This is a genomic window from Pseudomonas sp. SWRI18, from assembly GCF_014268345.1.
In the GTDB taxonomy this organism is placed as follows: Bacteria; Pseudomonadota; Gammaproteobacteria; order Pseudomonadales; family Pseudomonadaceae; genus Aquipseudomonas; species Aquipseudomonas cedrina.
On the sequence record NZ_JACCQQ010000031.1, the window covers coordinates 13406 to 30412 of the forward strand.

The following is a 17007-nucleotide window of genomic DNA, read 5'->3' on the forward strand; positions in this document are numbered from 1 at the left end:
ACCGACCGCATGTACAAGCTTGAAGTCCAAGACCTGCATAAACGCTATGGCAGTCATGAAGTGCTCAAAGGCGTGTCCCTGGCCGCCGCGGCCGGTGATGTGATCAGCATCATCGGTTCCAGCGGTTCGGGCAAAAGTACCTTTTTGCGCTGCATCAACCTGCTGGAGCAGCCCCACGCCGGCAAGATCCTGCTCAACAACGAAGAGCTGAAGCTGGTGGCCAACAAGGACGGCGCCATGAAGGCCGCCGACCCCAAGCAGCTGCAGCGCATGCGTTCGCGCCTGTCCATGGTGTTCCAGCATTTCAACCTGTGGTCGCACATGACCGCGTTGGAAAACGTGATGGAAGCCCCGGTGCACGTGCTGGGCATGCCGAAAAAAGAAGCCCGTGACAAGGCCGAGCACTACCTGGCCAAGGTTGGCGTGGGCCATCGTAAGGATGCGTTCCCCGGCCACATGTCCGGCGGTGAGCAGCAGCGCGTGGCGATTGCCCGTGCCCTGGCGATGGAACCTGAGGTGATGCTGTTCGACGAGCCAACCTCGGCACTCGACCCGGAATTGGTCGGCGAAGTGCTCAAGGTGATGCAGGACCTGGCCCAGGAAGGCCGCACCATGGTGGTGGTGACCCACGAAATGGGTTTTGCCCGTGAAGTGTCGAACCAGTTGGTGTTCTTGCACAAAGGCATCGTCGAAGAGCGCGGCAACCCGCGTGAAGTGCTGGTGAACCCGCAGTCCGAGCGTTTGCAGCAGTTCTTGTCGGGCAGCTTGAAATAATCAGGGCTGCTGTTGTGCACTGATATAGGGCATGCTGCGTGGTCTTAAGGCTGACCCCAATCCCCTGTGGGAGCGGGCTTGCTCGCGAAGGCGGCGTGTCAGTCCGCACATTTGTTACTGATAAACCGCATTCGCGAGCAAGCCCGCTCCCACAGTTGATCTCCATCTGTTTTGAGATTTGTGTGGGTTTACCGGCTAGCATTGGCCTTTGTCTTCATTACCGTTCCTCGCTTCGGATAGCACTCCATGACCGCCCACAAAATTGGTTTCCTGATCTGGCCCAGCACAAAGGCACTGACGCTTGCGCTGGCTGAGGAGGCCTTGCGCGTTGCCCAGCGGGTGCATCCGGACGTGATCTACGAGTTGTCGTTCCTGCAAGCCGAGCCTGTGATTGAAGGCGCCTGGCGACTGCCGGGTGAGCCGTGGGCCGGCAAACTCGAAGGTTTCCAGAAGCTGTTCCTGCTGGCGGACGAACCGCCGACCGTCATCGCTTCCCAATTAAGCTCCGCCCTCAAGCAGCTGGTGCGCGCAGGCTGTGTGATCGGCGGCTTGTCGGCCGGTGTCTACCCGCTGGCCCAGCTCGGCCTGCTCGACGGCTACCGCGCCGCCGTGCACTGGCGCTGGCAGGACGATTTCGCCGAGCGCTTCCCCAAGGTCATCGCCACCAGCCACCTGTTCGACTGGGACCGCGACCGTCTCACCGCGTGTGGCGGCATGTCGGTGCTCGATTTGCTGCTGGCGGTGCTGGCCCGTGATCACGGCGCCGAACTGGCCGGGGCTGTCTCCGAAGAGCTGGTGGTGGAGCGCATCCGCGAAGGCGGCGAACGCCAACGCATACCGCTGCAAAACCGCCTGGGCTCCAGCCATCCCAAGCTGACCCAGGCGGTGTTGCTGATGGAAGCCAATATCGAAGAACCGCTGACCACCGACGAAATCGCCCAGCACGTCTGCGTGTCTCGACGACAACTCGAGCGCATCTTCAAGCAATACCTCAACCGGGTTCCCAGCCAGTACTACCTGGAGCTGCGCCTGAACAAGGCGCGCCAGATGCTCATGCAAACCAGCAAGTCGATCATCCAGATCGGCCTGTCGTGCGGCTTCTCCTCGGGGCCGCACTTCTCCAGCGCCTACCGCAACTTCTTCGGCGCCACGCCCCGTGAAGACCGCAACCAGCGCCGCAGCAGCAGCCCGTTCGAATTGTCTTCGGTGCCGTCCGAGCGCGGCTGAGCTTACTCCTCCATCGGCTCCGGCAACGGCGGCTGCAACGCTTCGCCCTCGGCATCCACCGTCGCTTCGGGCACCTGGAAATCCACGCCGGTGCGCAGGTAGTACTGGCGCAGATAACCCAGGCTGCGCGCGGACCACGGGTTGCCGCTCAGGTCTGAATCGTCCTGGTAGGTCGTGGGTCGGTCCAGCAGGTCGGCGGGTATCTCGCGGATCTGGTTGTTGCTCAGGTCCAGTGTGTACAGCTCCGGCAGCCGGAATACCGCGTTCGGCGGGTCGCGCAGCTCACAGTTGTGCAGGTGCAGCGACGCCAGCAGGTTCAGGCCACTGACGTCGGGCGCGTTGCCCAGCGGGTTATGGCTCAATTCCAGGAACTCCAGCGCCGACAAGTCGCTGAAGCTGCGCGCGCTGGCGGCTGTGAGGCGGATGTCGCACTGCGACAAATCCAGGTTCGCCAGTTTCGGCATGCTGAAGATCGCTTGGGGCAGGTCGCGTAGCGCGCACTGATTGACGATCAGGGTTTGCAGCTTGGGAAAACATTGCAGGGTGCCGTCGACCGCCGTCACCGTGCCGCCGCCGCGCAGTTCGAACGAGGTCACGTGGTCCAGCCTTGCGCTCAGTTCGGGCAGTGCGCCCAGGATCGGCACGTCAAGGGTCAGCGCATGGGTAAATTGGTCGTCGAGGCTTTCCTCGTCCTCGGGGCTTTCGCGGCGCCAGGCTTGTTCCAGCAGGCTTTTGAACTGATCGCGCGCCAGTTGTTCGCGGGCCCGCATGGGTTCGTCCAATGGCACGTCGAGTACCGGATGGCGCTCGGGAACATTGAGTGCCCACTGCTGCAGGTCGGTGCTCAGTTGCCGATACTCCGCCTCCAGGCGTGCCAGGGTCGGGGCAACATCATCCAGGCCGCCGGGCAGACTGAACACAAAACGGTCGGCTTCGTGGTCCAGCAGGTTGGGGTACAAAGCCTGTGCGCGGAGGCGGTCGGGCTGCGGGGCCTGGACGTTGAAGTGCTGGAGCGTCTGGCCGTAGTGGCTTTTGATCTGTTCCAGGCTGGCCCGCGACAAGGGGTTGCCGGCCAGATTCAGCGCATGGGTATTCGCTGCCGGCAGGCTGAAGAGCGCCGGGGGCAGGGTTTGCAGCGCGTTGTCGCTCAGGTCTACTTCGCGCCGTGGGAAGTCGCCGAGCAGGCCTGCGGGCAGTTCGTTCAGGCTGGTGTTCTTGAGCAGCACGCTGGCCAGGCCCGGCACCTGGCTGAAGTCAGGCAGTTGGCCGAGCGGGTTGTGGTTGAGGTCCAGGTATTGCAGGTGGCCCATGCGCTCCAGGCCACGGCTGCTGGCGGCGCTCAGGGTGATCGAACAGCGCGGCAGGACCAGGACGGTCAACCTCGGCATGTTCAGCACGCTCGGCGGGATGTCGCCGAGCGCGGTGTGGCTCATTTCCAGAGTCTCCAGCGCCGGGAAACTGCGCAGGAACCCGTCCAGGTCCACGGCTGTTCCGTCACCCTCCACGAGCAACGAGGTGATGTGATTGAACCGTGCACTCAGTGTCGGCAGTTCACCGATCAGCGAGCGGGGGACGGTGAGCGCGTGGAAGTAATGGGTGTTCGGCTGTGGGTAGCGCCGCCAGCTGGTCTCCAGCAAGCGCCGCAGGGCGAGCCTGCGCCCGCGCTCGTTGCCGGTCAGGGATTCGCCCTGCGCCCATTGGTCCAGTTCTTGTTGCAGGGTGTCCAGTTCCATCGCCAGGCGCGCCAGTTCGCGACGGCCCGCCTCCAGGTCACCGGGCAGGGCGTAGACCTGACGATTCAGTTCATCGCGGTCCAGGGCCGGGAACAGCAGGTTGGCGTCGCGCACGTCAGCGGTCGGGGCGTCGATTTCCCAGTAGGTATCATGCCGCTGGAAGTAGCGTTTGACTTGCTCAAGGGTCGCCGGCGACAGCGGGTTGCCACTGAGGTCGAACTGTTTACTGGTCTCGGCGGGCTGTTCGAACAGTGCTTCGGGCAGCTCGGTAATCTGGTTGTCCCCCAACAATGCCGCCAGCAGTTCCGGTCGGTCGAGGATGCCGGCGGGCAATTGGCTGATGCCGGTTTCCGACAGGTCCAGGGCGTTCAAATGCGGCATGCCTCGCACACTGGGCGCACGGCCCAACGGGTTGCGATGCAGCACCAGCGTCTGCAGTCGGCTCATGGCGGCCAGCCGGGCGTGGCTCGCCTCGGTGAGGCGGATCTGGCAGTTGCTCAAGATCAGATGGGTCAAGGCGCTCTGGCTGTTGATAGACGGGGGGATGTCGTCCAGGGGAACACCTTTGACTTCCAGATGGCGCAACCGCGTGAACTGCGCGAGGAACGCCTGTGCGCCGTGGGTATCGACGCTGCCGGTAAGGGACAGGAAGGTCACATGGTCGAAATTCGCCGCCAAGGGAGGCAGCGCACCGGTGATCGGATAATCCAGCCGCAGCCTGTGGCCGTCGCGATTGGGGTCCTCGTAATAGTCGTCGATGTCGGTTTCGCGACGCCAGCAGCGCTTGAGCTGATCGCTGACCAGGCGACGGTTCTGCTGCTCGTAACGGCGCTGGCGAATGGTCAGCAGCGCGCCGGTGTGCGGGTGGTGGGTCTGCACTTCGTTCTGCCAGGTGCTGAGCTGGCTCTCCAGTTGTTGGTATTCCCCGGCCAGTGCGGCCAGTTGGTTTGCGGCGCCGCCTGGCTGGGCGTGCAGGTGTGACAGCAGGTCGTTGAGTTGCGGTTCGCCGAGGCCGGGAAACAGCTGCTGCGCCCGTTCCAATAGGACATGGCCGGGCGACTGAGCGTGAAACCCCGCATCCATGCCCAGCAGGCGCAAGGTTTTGCGCGCAGGTTCGGAAGGCGTACCGGCATCGAGCAGTTGGCGCAGTTCGGCGCGCGGCAGCGCCTGTTGGCGCAAACGCCGCCGCAGCTCGAGGCCCTGGTGAATCTGGATGTTCAGCGCTTCGCGCTGGGCATCGGGCAGCGCGCCGAGAATGGCGCTGTACAAGTCGGTCTCGCCGGACAGCGCGCCCTTGGCGTCGTAGGGCACATAGCGGCCGGTTTCGGTGCGCACCAGGCTACGCTGCAGCGGCGCGTCCTCGGGGCCGATGCGGTGCCAGGTCGGGCCGTCGGGCGAGTGATGGTTGAGTTCCAGCCGGATCTGGTCCGACCAGCCCGGCTGGACGCTCAGGCTGTTGAGCGCCAGGCGGTCGCTGTCCAGGCTCTGTACCGCGTCCATATGCAGGCCTTCATAGGCGCGATTGAGGCGCAGCGCATCCAGCGCGGCTTCGGCTTGTTCGGCCAGACGTTGGGGGGTGCGACGTTCTTCCAGGGCTTGCAGTTCTTCGCCGCTGGCGTGGTCGATCAGGCGCTCGGCGCAGCGCGCCGGCAAGGTGGGAACGCTGGCCAGCAGTTGCCGCACGGCCGGCGCTTCGCTCTGTTGCAGCAGGCCATAGCGGGAATCGAACAGCGGGGCGCGATTGCGCTCGGCGATCCGTGCCAGGCGCTTGCGCAGGTGTTTGACGCGGGTGGTCAGGCTGAGCTGCGGGTCGCTGGCGCGTTCGCCGAAGTGGCTGCGAATTTCCTCTTCACTGAGGCTTTCAAGCACGGTCTTGAGCAGCTCGCCGCTGGTCAATTGGGCTTCATGAATCTGCACGACCGGGGCGTCCTGGTCGCCAAAGGCCCAGGTGGTGTCACCGGCGGCATTCAAAAACCGCAGGCCACGGGCGTGGGGCCAGTCGCCAAAGGCGGTGAGCAATTGCAGTTGGTCCTGAGGGTCGACCTGACCGTAGTGCGCCGGGTCATCGCTGTTAAGGCGATCGACCAGGGTCTGGATCGAGCGATCGATGCGCAGGCGCCCCAGGCTGTCGTCCAGCAGCGGCGGCAGCGGCTCGCTGTTGAAGTGCATCTTGCGCAGCGCGCCTTCGGGCACGTCGCTGAGGCTCAGGGCCAGTTCGCGGTCGGCCGCGCCGAGGCCCTCGGCACGATGGCCGATGCGCTGCAACAGTGTGCGGCGATCCCACTGCAGCGGATGCTCCAGTTCTGTGTGCCAATTGCCCGCGCCGTTATGCCGCAACCTGGGCCTGTAGGCGTCGCTACGGGTGGGGTGCTTGATCGCGTAGCCAGCGCCGTCAACTTGACGTTGCACTGCGTAGAAATGCCCGTCCAGTGGCAGGATCGATTCGCCGCGAACCTGGTGCAGGCCCAGGTGATCGATGCCCAGGTTCGCCGGCAGGTCGAGGTTCTGCCGGTAAGGCGCAAGGTCCGGTTTCCAGTAGCGCGTGGCGCCATCAGCGAGCGCTACGGGTTTATGGCGGTCGATGAAATCCAGCACTGGCTGTGGCAAAACCTTGCGCAGTTCGGCCGCGCCAATCGTGCCGCCCGCCGCGAATGCGCCCACCTGCACCAGCGCCTGCAGCACACTCATCAAGTGGCCGAATGCTTCCTGGGGCAAGCCTTCAGCCCAGTCGACAATGCCCTCGAACACGTCGTCCAGCAGTTGGTAGGCCATGTAGCCCAGCATCAGCTCGCCCAGGCCGGGGATGAACGGCGCCACCACAAACAGCGCCGCATTGAGAATGGATGACGCCACATTGACGAAGGAATCCCACAGCGCCCAGCGGGCTTTAAGGTCCACGTCGGCGGTGGGCACGGCGGTGGTGCGGGCGTCGTTGAGGATCTTGTTCATTTGCTGTTGATAGAGCGCCTGCCACACATCGCCCGACAGCGGCGTGGCCGCAAATTGCAGCTTGGGATCGTCGGTCGGCGTTTTGCGCCAAGGCGCCAGGCCGCTGCCGCGCTGTGGTGGGTGCCATTTGATGCGCGCCAGGCGCTGGCTCAGACCGGAAAAAAATAAACCACGGTGTTCATGGGCGACAAAGCGGCTGAAGAACGCCTGATAGTCAGCGTCTCGCAACCGTTGCGTCAGGGCCTGCTTGAAGGCCAGGGGCGAGGAATATTCCTTGAGCGGTGCGTGCGGGTCGTCGGGGATATAGGCGACCAGGCGCGGGATGGCGCGCGCCTGTTCCAGGTCGGCGGCGAATAACAGGATGCCGGTCAATGGGGCTTGCATCACGCTCAGGGTCTGCAGGCGTATTGTTTGGTCGCCGAGCCGCGGCTTGGAGCGGCCGTCCATCAGCGCGGTGACGACCTGGGCGAAGTCGGGCTGGATGTCGCCACGCAACTGCGCCAGCTGCAAGGCGCTGCGCAAGGCGGCCTTTTGGCTGGCCTCGACTTTCAACTGCAAGGCCGCGCCGGCCACCGGCTCGTTCAAGCCCAGCGCGTCCTTCAGGTAGCGTTGGTAGCGCGCGCCGATATCCAGTTCGCGGCACAGCCTGGCGAAGCGCGCGACACTGATTTTGTCGCGGACCGCCGGCAGGGTGACGAACTGGTCGTTGGCATCCGGCTCGGTGATAAAGGTCGAGGCGGGCTCGAACGCATCGTCCAGGGTCTGTTCATGGTCGAAGTTGACCAGTGCCGCGTCCAGCAGCGAAAGGGTCAAGGTGCGCGCCGCACCGGAGGCAATCGGCAGCCAGGGCAGGTTTTGCGGGATGTACAGGCGCAGGCAGGTACGCTGGGCGTCGAGGTCCACGCCAAACTGATTGATTAACGCGTCTTCCAGAATCGTTCGGGCGAAGGTCCTGGCGTCCCGCACCTGCTTGAGCGCGTTGTCCACGGCGTTCTGCGCGGTCCAGTGCATGCTGCTCAAGCGCTTGAATTCGGCGCGTTGGGCGGCCGACGCGGGGGGCAGCGGCGTAGGCGTGGCGGCGGCCAAGGCCTGGCGTTTGGCGGCGGTGGCCTTGCCCAGCCAGGCCGGAATGGCGTTTGTAAGAGGCAGGTAATGGCTGTCGGGTTGGTGGGTGCTCATGCTGAAACTCTTCAATGGCATAAAGCACAGAAGTAGATCAGCGCGTTTCACGTGTGCGGCTCTAGATAGTTAGGGCGTGTGCCGGGCGTATTGGCCCTGCCGTAAAAACCTCGGGCAGTTTAAACTGCGCCATTGCGACGCTATTTGTCGCATTGGCGTAAACCCGCGTAAAACGGGGGTTGGCGCTATAAGAAGTTGTCGCTTGGCGGCAAGGCCGCGCTGAAAACTGTCCTTACAATCCCTGCATCGTCCGCCAGTTCCAGGCGGGCGTTCCTCTTCAGGAGACTCCGATGTCCGTTGAGCAAGCCCCGGTGCAACGTGCCGATTTCGACCAGGTCATGGTGCCTAACTACGCCCCTGCCGCGTTCATCCCTGTGCGTGGCGCAGGTTCCCGCGTATGGGACCAGGCCGGTCGCGAGCTGATCGACTTTGCCGGCGGCATCGCGGTCAACGTATTGGGCCACGCTCACCCGGCGCTGGTCGGTGCATTGACCGAGCAGGCCAACAAGCTGTGGCACGTCTCCAACGTCTTCACCAATGAGCCGGCCCTGCGCCTGGCCCATAAGCTGATCGACGCTACCTTTGCCGAGCGCGTGTTCTTCTGCAACTCCGGCGCCGAGGCCAACGAGGCCGCGTTCAAGCTGGCCCGTCGCGTGGCGTTCGACCGTTTCGGCACCGAGAAGTACGAGATCATCGCCGCGCTGAACAGCTTCCACGGCCGTACCCTGTTCACCGTCAACGTCGGTGGCCAGTCCAAGTACTCCGACGGTTTCGGCCCTAAAATCACCGGCATTACCCACGTTCCTTATAACGACCTGGCGGCGCTGAAAGCCGCCGTGTCGGACAAGACCTGCGCCGTGGTGCTCGAGCCGATCCAGGGGGAGGGCGGCGTGCTGCCCGCCGAGCTGGCTTACCTGCAAGGTGCCCGCGAACTGTGTGACGCGAACGACGCGCTGCTGGTGTTCGACGAAGTGCAGACCGGCATGGGCCGCAGCGGCCATCTGTTTGCCTATCAGCATTACGGCGTGACGCCGGACATCCTCACCAGCGCCAAGAGCCTGGGCGGCGGTTTCCCGATCGCGGCGATGCTCACCACCGAAGCGTTGGCCAAGCACCTGGTGGTCGGCACCCACGGCACCACTTATGGAGGCAACCCGCTGGCATGCGCGGTGGCCGAGGCGGTGATCGACGTGGTCAACACCCCTGAAGTCCTGGCCGGCGTGAACGCCAAGCACGACCTGTTCAAGGCGCGCCTGGAGCAGATCGGCAAGCAATACGGCATTTTCACCGAAGTGCGTGGCCTGGGCCTGTTGATCGGCTGCGTGCTGAGCGATGCATTCAAAGGCAAGGCCAAGGATGTATTCAACGCGGCCGAGAAAGAAAACCTGATGATCCTGCAAGCCGGCCCGGACGTGGTGCGTTTCGCCCCGAGCCTGGTGGTGGAAGAGGCGGACATCAACGAAGGCCTGGATCGTTTTGAACGGGCTGTGAAGACGTTGACGCAGGCCTGATAGCAACACCTTTTATTTGCCGGACCGGATCCAATGTGGGAGCGGGCTTGCTCGCGAAAGCGGTGGTTCAGTCGCCAGATGCATTGACTGACAGATTGCATTCGCGAGCAAGCCCGCTCCCACATTGGGGCCTGTGTTGATTCAGGAGCAGTCCGGTATTTTCCCTCTGTGAGTTTTTCGAGTTAAGGAGTGACACCATGCTGGTGATGCGCCCCGCGCAAATGGCTGATCTGGGCGAGGTACAGCGTCTGGCTGCGGACAGCCCGATTGGTGTCACCTCCTTGCCGGACGACGTGGAACGCCTGAGCGACAAGATCGCCGCCAGCGAAGCGTCGTTTGCGGCCGAGGTCAGTTTCAACGGCGAAGAAAGCTATTTCTTCGTGCTCGAAGACACCGACACCGGCAAACTCGCCGGCTGCTCGGCCATCGTCGCGTCGGCCGGTTACTCGGAGCCGTTCTACAGTTTTCGTAACGAGACCTTCGTGCACGCCTCCCGCGAGCTGAAGATCCACAACAAGATCCACGTGCTTTCCCAGTGCCACGACCTCACCGGCAACAGCCTGCTCACCAGTTTCTACGTGAAGCCGGCGCTGGTCGGTTCGCCGTGGTCGGAACTCAATTCCCGTGGCCGCCTGCTCTTCGTCGCCAGCCACCCCGAGCGCTTTGCCGATTCGGTGGTGACCGAGATCGTCGGCTACAGCGACGAGAACGGTGATTCGCCGTTCTGGGACGCCATTGGCCGCAACTTCTTCGATCTCAACTATGCCGCCGCCGAGCGCCTGTGCGGGTTGAAAAGCCGTACCTTCCTCGCCGAGCTGATGCCGCATTATCCGATCTACGTGCCGCTGCTGCCGGACGCCGCCCAAGAGGCGATGGGCCAGGTGCACCCGCGTGCGCAGATCACCTTCGACATCCTGATGCGCGAGGGCTTCGAGACCGACCATTACATCGACATCTTCGACGGTGGCCCGACGCTGCACGCACGGGTCTCGGGCATTCGCTCGATTGCCCAGAGCCGCGTGGTGCCGGTGAAGATCGGCGAGATGGTCAAGGGTGTCGGCCGCCAGTACCTGGTGAGCAACGGCCAGTTGCAGGATTACCGGGCGGTGATGCTGGAGTTGGATTATGCGCCCGGCAAACCGGTGACCCTGGACCTGGACGCGGCCGAAGCGCTGGGCGTCGGCGAAGGTGCCAGCGTGCGCCTGGTTGCGGTTTAAGCAGAGTTTTGCGGGTGGCCTGGAGCAGGCGGCCCGTTTGAGGAGATAGCATGATTGTTCGTCCCGTACGCAGCAGCGATTTACCGGCCCTGATCGACCTGGCGCGCAGCACCGGCACCGGCCTCACCACCTTGCCGGCCAACGAGGAACGCCTGACCCACCGCGTGGGCTGGGCCGAAAAAACCTTTCGCGGCGACGCCGGGCGGGGCGATGCCGACTACCTGTTCGTGCTGGAAAACGACGAAGGCCGGGTGGTGGGCATTTCCGCGATTGCCGGCGCGGTCGGCCTGCGTGAGCCGTGGTACAACTTCCGGGTCGGCCTGACCGTCAGCGCCTCCCAGGAGCTGAACATCTACCGCGAGATCCCGACGCTGTTCCTGGCCAACGACCTCACCGGCAACTCCGAACTGTGCTCGTTGTTCCTGCACGCCGATTACCGCACCGGCCTCAATGGCCGCATGCTGGCCAAGGCGCGGATGCTGTTCATCGCCGAATTCCCGCAACTGTTCGGCAACAAGATCATCGCCGAGATGCGCGGTGTGTCCAACGACGCCGGGCGTTCGCCGTTCTGGGAAAGCCTGGGCCGGCACTTCTTCAAGATGGAATTCAGCCAGGCCGACTACCTCACCGGCGTGGGCAACAAGGCGTTTATCGCTGAGCTGATGCCGAAGTTTCCGCTGTACAGCTGCTTTCTTTCCGAAGACGCGCGCAACGTGATCGGCAAGGTGCATCCGGATACCGAACCGGCGCTGAGCATGCTCAAGAGCGAAGGCTTCAGCTACCAGGGCTATGTCGATATTTTCGATGCGGGCCCTGCGGTGGAATGCGAAACCAGCAAGATCCGTGCGGTGCGCGACAGCCAGTCGCTGGTGCTCGCCATCGGCACGCCGGGGGACGATGCCACGCCGTTCCTGATCCATAACCGCAAGCGCGAAGACTGCCGCATCACGGCCGCACCGGCCCGCCTGGCCGCAGGTACGCTGGTGGTCGATCCTCAGACGGCCAAGCGTCTTCAGTTGGTCGTCGGTGATCAAGTGCGCGCCGTACCGTTGTCTGCAGCCCGGGAGTCGAAATAATGAATTCGTTGTATATCGCAGGTAGCTGGCTGGCCGGCCAGGGTGAACTGTTTGAATCACGTAACCCGGTGACCCAGCAAGTGCTGTGGGCCGGCAACAGCGCCACGGCCGAGCAGGTCGAATCCGCCGTGCAGGCCGCGCGCCAAGCGTTCCCCGCCTGGGCGCGACGGTCGTTGGAAGATCGCATCGGCGTGCTGGAAACCTTCGCCGCTGTTCTGAAAAAACGCGCCGATGAAATCGCCCGTTGCATCGGTGAGGAAACCGGCAAGCCGCTGTGGGAATCGGCCACCGAAGTCACCAGCATGGCCAACAAGATCGCCATCTCGGTGCAAAGCTACCGTGAGCGCACCGGCGAGAAGAGCGGCCCCTTGGGCGATGCCACCGCTGTATTGCGCCACAAACCCCACGGTGTGGTGGCGGTGTTCGGCCCTTACAACTTTCCTGGCCATTTGCCAAACGGGCATATCGTCCCGGCGCTGCTCGCGGGTAATACCGTGCTGTTCAAGCCGAGCGAGCTCACGCCGAAAGTCGCCGAGCTGACCGTGCAGTGCTGGATCGAAGCCGGTTTACCGGCAGGCGTGCTGAACCTGCTGCAAGGCGCGCGGGAAACCGGCATCGCCCTGGCGGCCAACCCAGGCATCGACGGTTTGTTTTTCACCGGTTCCAGCCGCACCGGCAATCATCTGCACCAGCAGTTTTCCGGGCGTCCGGACAAGATCCTGGCCCTGGAAATGGGCGGCAACAACCCGCTGGTAATCGACGAAGTCGCCGATGTGGATGCGGCGGTGTACACCATTATCCAGTCGGCGTTTATCTCCGCCGGTCAGCGCTGCACCTGCGCACGCCGCCTGCTAGTGCCCGAAGGCGCCTGGGGCGATGCCTTGCTGGCACGCCTGGTGGCGGTGAGCGCGACGATTGAAGTGGGCGCGTTCGACCAGCAACCGCCGCCGTTCATGGGCTCGGTGATTTCCCTCGGCGCCGCCAAAGCCTTGATGGATGCCCAGGAACTGATGTTGGCCAATGGCGCCGTCGCGCTGCTGGAAATGACTCAACCCCAGCACCAGGCCGCGTTGCTGACCCCAGGCATCATCGACGTGACCGCCGTGACCGAGCGCGAAGACGAAGAGTTGTTCGGCCCGCTGTTGCAGGTGATCCGCTACGCGGATTTTGCAGCGGCGATTGCCGAGGCCAACAACACTCAATACGGCTTGGCGGCGGGGTTGCTGTCGGATTCCGAAGCGCGCTACCAGCAGTTCTGGCTGGAAAGCCGCGCTGGTATCGTCAACTGGAACAAACAGCTGACCGGCGCCGCCAGCACCGCGCCGTTTGGTGGAGTAGGGGCCTCGGGCAACCACCGCGCCAGTGCTTATTACGCGGCGGATTATTGTGCGTATCCGGTGGCGTCGCTGGAAACCCCGAGTTTGGTGGTGCCAGCCACACTGACCCCGGGTATTACGCTGATCTAAGGCAGGAGGGGATCTAAATGTGGGAGCGGGCTTGCTCGCGAAGGCGGTGTGTCAGTCAATACATCTGGCGACTGAACCACCGCCTTCGCGAGCAAGCCCGCTCCCACATTAGATCCCATCCACATTCGATCTATGGTGTGTTGAAGATTGCTTATAAAAACAGATGTTCGTGGAGCCTCGCCGATGAAATCCTATGAAGTCAATTTTGACGGTCTAGTGGGGCCGACCCATAACTACGGCGGGTTGTCCTTTGGCAACGTCGCCTCCCAGAGCAACAGCCAGCAGCATTCCAACCCCAGGGAAGCGGCGTTGCAGGGCCTGCAGAAAATGAAGGCCCTGATGGACATGGGCTATGTGCAAGGAGTTCTGGCGCCCCAGGAACGTCCGGATGTGGCTGCCTTGCGCACCCTTGGTTTCAGCGGCACCGACGCCCAGGTGATCGAGCAAGCGGCCAGGCACGCCATGCCGTTGCTGGTTGCCAGCTGCTCCGCCTCAAGCATGTGGGTCGCCAATGCCGCCACCGTCAGCCCCAGCGCCGACACGGCAGATGGCCGCGTGCATTTCACCGCCGCCAACCTCAACTGCAAATACCACCGCAGCATCGAACACCCGACCACCAGCCGCGTGCTCGGGGCGATGTTTGCCGACGCCAAGCACTTCGCCCATCACGCCGCCTTGCCGGCGGTGGCGCAGTTCGGCGACGAAGGCGCGGCCAACCACACGCGTTTTTGCCGTGAGTACGGCGAGGCGGGCGTTGAATTTTTCGTGTTCGGCCGCAGCGCATTCGACCCCCGTTACCCTGCGCCGCAGAAGTACCCGGCGCGCCAGACCCTCGAAGCGTCCCAGGCCGTTGCGCGCCTGCACGGCTTGAAGGACGACGGCGTGGTCTATGCCCAGCAAAACCCGGCAGTGATCGATGCCGGTGTGTTCCACAACGACGTGATCGCGGTGGGCAACGGTGAAGTTCTGTTCTATCACGAGGACGCGTTCCTCAATACCGAACAGATGCTCGCCGAGTTGCAGGGCAAACTGGGCACGCTGGGCGGCAACTTCCAGGCGGTCTGCGTGCCGCGCGCCTTGGTCAGCGTCGAGGACGCGGTGCGTTCCTACCTGTTCAACAGCCAGTTGCTGACGCGCCCCGATGGCACGATGCTGCTGATCGTGCCGCAAGAGTGCCGCGCCAACCAGCGCGTGTGGGATTACCTGCAAGGCTTGACCGCTGCCGGTGGGCTGATCCGCGACGTCAAGGTGTTCGATCTCAAGCAAAGCATGCAGAACGGCGGTGGCCCGGCGTGCCTGCGCTTGCGCGTGGCGCTGAACGAAACGGAGCTGGCGGCGGTGAACCCAGGCGTTATCATGACCGCGCCGCTGTACGACACCCTGACCCAGTGGGTCGACAAGCATTACCGCGACAGCCTGCGCGAAACCGACCTGGCTGACCCGCAATTGCTGCTTGAGTGCCGCACGGCATTGGATGAACTGACGCAAATCCTTAAACTGGGCTCGGTTTATCCTTTCCAGATCAATTAACGCCACGTGGCTGAGATATTTTATTTATGACCGACACCCTGAAACTGATCCTTGAAGACACCGACGGCACCCAGCTGGAAACCTCCTGCACCCGCGTCGCCGTGGTCTGGCAGGGCAAGGAGATCTGGATCCAGCACGACGGCCGTGGCCAACTGCTGATCGGTGTGGACGTGGAAGAAGGCGACGCCGAGTACGCCAACCTGCTGATGCGCCCGCTGGCCACCAACCTGATGAGCCTGCAACTGGAAATGGAACCGGCCGAGGTTGAAGGTGATGACGACGATCACGTCCACGGCCCAGGCTGCAACCACTAAGGAAGCTGCGTATGCTCGCCCTCGGCAAATTGCTTGAACTGACCCTCGCCGGTCGCGAACCGGCGCAAAAAATTCAACTGACTGTCGACGGCGTGCAGATGCGCTGGCTCAGCGAGGGCGCGCTTGAAGTGCGTCCGCCGCAGGCCCGGGACAATGGCAGCGACCTGCTGCTGTCGTGCGGCATCCATGGCAACGAAACGGCGCCGATCGAACTGCTCGACCGCCTGTTGCATAGCATCGCCCGTGGGGAGATCAAGCCTCGCGCCCGTATTCTGTTCCTGTTCGGCAACCCCGAGGCCATGCGCCGCGGCGAGCGTTACCTCGAACTGGACGTCAATCGGTTGTTCAACGGCCGTCACGAAAAAAACATCGGCCCCGAAGCCATGCGCGCCGCCGAGCTTGAGCAATTGGCCCGCAGTTTCTTCAGTCTGCCTGATCGTTCGCGCCTGCATTACGACCTGCACACGGCCATTCGCGGCTCGAAGATCGAGCAGTTTGCGCTGTACCCGTGGAAGGAAGGCCGCCAGCACTCACGTCGTGAACTGGCGCGCCTGCACGCCGCCGGCATGCAAGCGGTGCTGTTGCAGAACAAAGCGTCGATCACGTTCACCGCGTTTACCTACGAACAGCTGGAGGCTGAGGCCTTCACCCTGGAACTGGGCAAGGCGCGGCCGTTCGGGCACAACGAGGGGGTGGATGTTTCACGCCTGGAGCTGCGCCTCAAGCAGATCATCGAAGGCACCGAGCCCGAGACCGACAGCCTTGACGGTATGCAGCTGTTCGCCGTGGCGCGCGAAGTGATCAAGCACAGTGACGCCTTCCTGCTGCACCTGCCGGCGGACGTCGAGAACTTTTCGGAATTGGAAAAGGGTTATCTGTTGGCCGAAGACGTGGCCAAGACCCGCTGGGTCATCGAAGAAGAGGGCGCACGTATCATCTTCCCCAACCCGAAGGTGAAGAACGGTTTGCGCGCGGGGATATTGATCGTGCCGACCACGGATGCGGGCTTGGCCTAGATCTTAAGGCTTGTCGGGATTCAAATGTGGGAGCGGGCTTGCTCGCGAAGGCAGTGTATCAGTCACTTATGTATTGACTGACACTCCGCTTTCGCGAGCAAGCCCGCTCCCACACAAGCTCGCTCCTACAGTGTTTTGCAGTGTTGCTTAAACCGCTACAGCACGCGGCTCGCTGCGACGGATCGCACGGACCTTGTGCAGCGTATCGGCGCAGGTGCGCGCCGCTTCCTGGCCCTTGTGCACGAAGTGCTCGTAGAAAAAGGTGTGATGCTCGGTGCCGGCATGGAAGTGATGCGGCGTCAGCGATACCGAGAACACCGGCACTTCAGTCTCCAGCTGCACCTGCATCAGGCCGCTGACCACCGACTGGGCGACGAACTCGTGACGGTAGATCCCGCCATCCACCACCAGCGCGGCGGCGACGATACCGGCGTAACGGCCGGTCTTGGCCAGCAGTTTGGCGTGCAGGGGCATTTCAAAGGCACCGCCGACTTCGAAGAAATCGATGTCCGATTCCTGGTAGCCCTGGGCGATCATTTCGGCGAGGAAGCCTTTACGGGATTGGTCGACAATATCCTTGTGCCAGCAGGCCTGGATAAACGCGACGCGCTCGCCGTGGTGGTTTTTGCTTTTGCTGTCGATTGCGGTGGGTTGCATGTTCTGACTCCTGTTTAAGAAAAAAACAGGGCGTTATGAATCGAATGGGATTTAAGGGTACGCAAGCACACGAGGTGCGCGGCCCTTAGGTGCCAATCCCGTTCTCTCTTCATCCGGACTATGACCGTCGGCCCCGGGATCACACCGGGTCTGCTGACCTTGTCGCCGTCCTGCGTGAGCAGTTCGAGGCGCCAAGCGCTCGCGGGCTATACACATTGCGTGTAATTACCGCCGGTGGGGAATTGCACCCCGCCCTGAGAACGTTGCCGCCAGAACCCTGGTGGCGAAGCGTTTTTAACACGGTTTTTCGAAAACTGCACGGCCGCTCTATCGATAAGCTATATCGGTTTGTTTGGTT

General features: G+C 63.0%; 11 protein-coding genes and 1 riboswitch. Of the genes, 9 read left to right on the forward strand and 2 right to left on the reverse strand.

The features are described 5' to 3' along the window. Positions 1–9: 9 nt before the first annotated feature. Entirely contained in the window at positions 10–774 is a 765-nt protein-coding gene (locus H0Z09_RS24970; protein WP_186694285.1) for an ATP-binding cassette domain-containing protein, read from the forward strand. A gap of 246 nt (positions 775–1020) precedes the next feature. Next, positions 1021–2001: a GlxA family transcriptional regulator gene (locus H0Z09_RS24975; protein ID WP_186694287.1), complete on the forward strand. Its 981-nt coding sequence runs from the start codon at positions 1021–1023 to the stop codon at positions 1999–2001. A 2-nt stretch (positions 2002–2003) separates the two neighbouring features. Here the strand turns inward: H0Z09_RS24975 and H0Z09_RS24980 are convergent, their stop codons facing one another. Next, positions 2004–7862: a DUF6543 domain-containing protein gene (locus H0Z09_RS24980; protein ID WP_186694289.1), complete on the reverse strand. Its 5859-nt coding sequence runs from the start codon at positions 7860–7862 to the stop codon at positions 2004–2006. Positions 7863–8152: 290 nt separating this feature from the next. Here H0Z09_RS24980 and H0Z09_RS24985 point away from each other — a divergent pair, with 290 nt between their 5' ends. The 7 genes from H0Z09_RS24985 to astE all read left to right on the forward strand — a co-directional run bounded on the left by H0Z09_RS24985 (position 8153) and on the right by astE (position 15992). Continuing rightward, positions 8153–9373 carry an aspartate aminotransferase family protein gene (locus H0Z09_RS24985; RefSeq protein ID WP_076949622.1) on the forward strand — a complete coding sequence of 407 codons (1221 nt, stop codon included), beginning with the start codon at positions 8153–8155 and terminating at the stop codon, positions 9371–9373. A gap of 197 nt (positions 9374–9570) precedes the next feature. Next, positions 9571–10590, forward strand: a complete 1020-nt coding sequence (gene aruF / locus H0Z09_RS24990) for an arginine/ornithine succinyltransferase subunit alpha (protein ID WP_186694291.1) — start codon at positions 9571–9573, stop codon at positions 10588–10590. Between the two features lie 50 nt (positions 10591–10640). Continuing rightward, positions 10641–11666 carry an arginine N-succinyltransferase gene (gene astA / locus H0Z09_RS24995; protein ID WP_076949620.1) on the forward strand — a complete coding sequence of 342 codons (1026 nt, stop codon included), beginning with the start codon at positions 10641–10643 and terminating at the stop codon, positions 11664–11666. Further along, the gene (gene astD / locus H0Z09_RS25000) at positions 11663–13132 is read left to right on the forward strand and encodes a succinylglutamate-semialdehyde dehydrogenase (protein WP_186694315.1); all 1470 of its coding nucleotides are present in this window, start codon (positions 11663–11665) and stop codon (positions 13130–13132) included. Before astA ends, astD begins: the two co-directional genes overlap by 4 nt. Before the next feature lie 183 nt (positions 13133–13315). Continuing rightward, a complete protein-coding gene (gene astB, locus H0Z09_RS25005; protein WP_186694293.1) occupies positions 13316–14662 on the forward strand; it encodes an N-succinylarginine dihydrolase in 1347 nt (448 codons plus the stop codon). Between the two features lie 26 nt (positions 14663–14688). Further along, positions 14689–14976, forward strand: a complete 288-nt coding sequence (locus tag H0Z09_RS25010) for a topoisomerase II (protein ID WP_076949617.1) — start codon at positions 14689–14691, stop codon at positions 14974–14976. 11 nt (positions 14977–14987) lie between these two features. Next, positions 14988–15992: a succinylglutamate desuccinylase gene (astE, locus tag H0Z09_RS25015; RefSeq protein ID WP_186694295.1), complete on the forward strand. Its 1005-nt coding sequence runs from the start codon at positions 14988–14990 to the stop codon at positions 15990–15992. A gap of 147 nt (positions 15993–16139) precedes the next feature. Here the strand turns inward: astE and H0Z09_RS25020 are convergent, their stop codons facing one another. Further along, complete coding sequence (locus H0Z09_RS25020; protein ID WP_065874001.1) at positions 16140–16649, reverse strand: 6,7-dimethyl-8-ribityllumazine synthase; 510 nt, start codon at positions 16647–16649, stop codon at positions 16140–16142. A 96-nt stretch (positions 16650–16745) separates the two neighbouring features. Continuing rightward, positions 16746–16915: riboswitch (FMN riboswitch) on the reverse strand. Positions 16916–17007 lie beyond the last annotated feature (92 nt).

Bases quoted from the DNA above. Each gene is read 5' to 3' on its own strand.
- H0Z09_RS24975 (WP_186694287.1), top strand. From the start codon at position 1,021: ATGACCGCCCACAAAATTGGTTTCCTGATCTGGCCCAGCACAAAGGCA.
- H0Z09_RS24985 (WP_076949622.1), top strand. From the start codon at position 8,153: ATGTCCGTTGAGCAAGCCCCGGTGCAACGTGCCGATTTCGACCAGGTC.
- H0Z09_RS24980 (WP_186694289.1), bottom strand. From the start codon at position 7,862: ATGAGCACCCACCAACCCGACAGCCATTACCTGCCTCTTACAAACGCC.
- H0Z09_RS25020 (WP_065874001.1), bottom strand. From the start codon at position 16,649: ATGCAACCCACCGCAATCGACAGCAAAAGCAAAAACCACCACGGCGAG.
- H0Z09_RS25010 (WP_076949617.1), top strand. From the start codon at position 14,689: ATGACCGACACCCTGAAACTGATCCTTGAAGACACCGACGGCACCCAG.
- aruF (WP_186694291.1), top strand. From the start codon at position 9,571: ATGCTGGTGATGCGCCCCGCGCAAATGGCTGATCTGGGCGAGGTACAG.
- astE (WP_186694295.1), top strand. From the start codon at position 14,988: ATGCTCGCCCTCGGCAAATTGCTTGAACTGACCCTCGCCGGTCGCGAA.
- astB (WP_186694293.1), top strand. From the start codon at position 13,316: ATGAAATCCTATGAAGTCAATTTTGACGGTCTAGTGGGGCCGACCCAT.
- astA (WP_076949620.1), top strand. From the start codon at position 10,641: ATGATTGTTCGTCCCGTACGCAGCAGCGATTTACCGGCCCTGATCGAC.
- H0Z09_RS24970 (WP_186694285.1), top strand. From the start codon at position 10: ATGTACAAGCTTGAAGTCCAAGACCTGCATAAACGCTATGGCAGTCAT.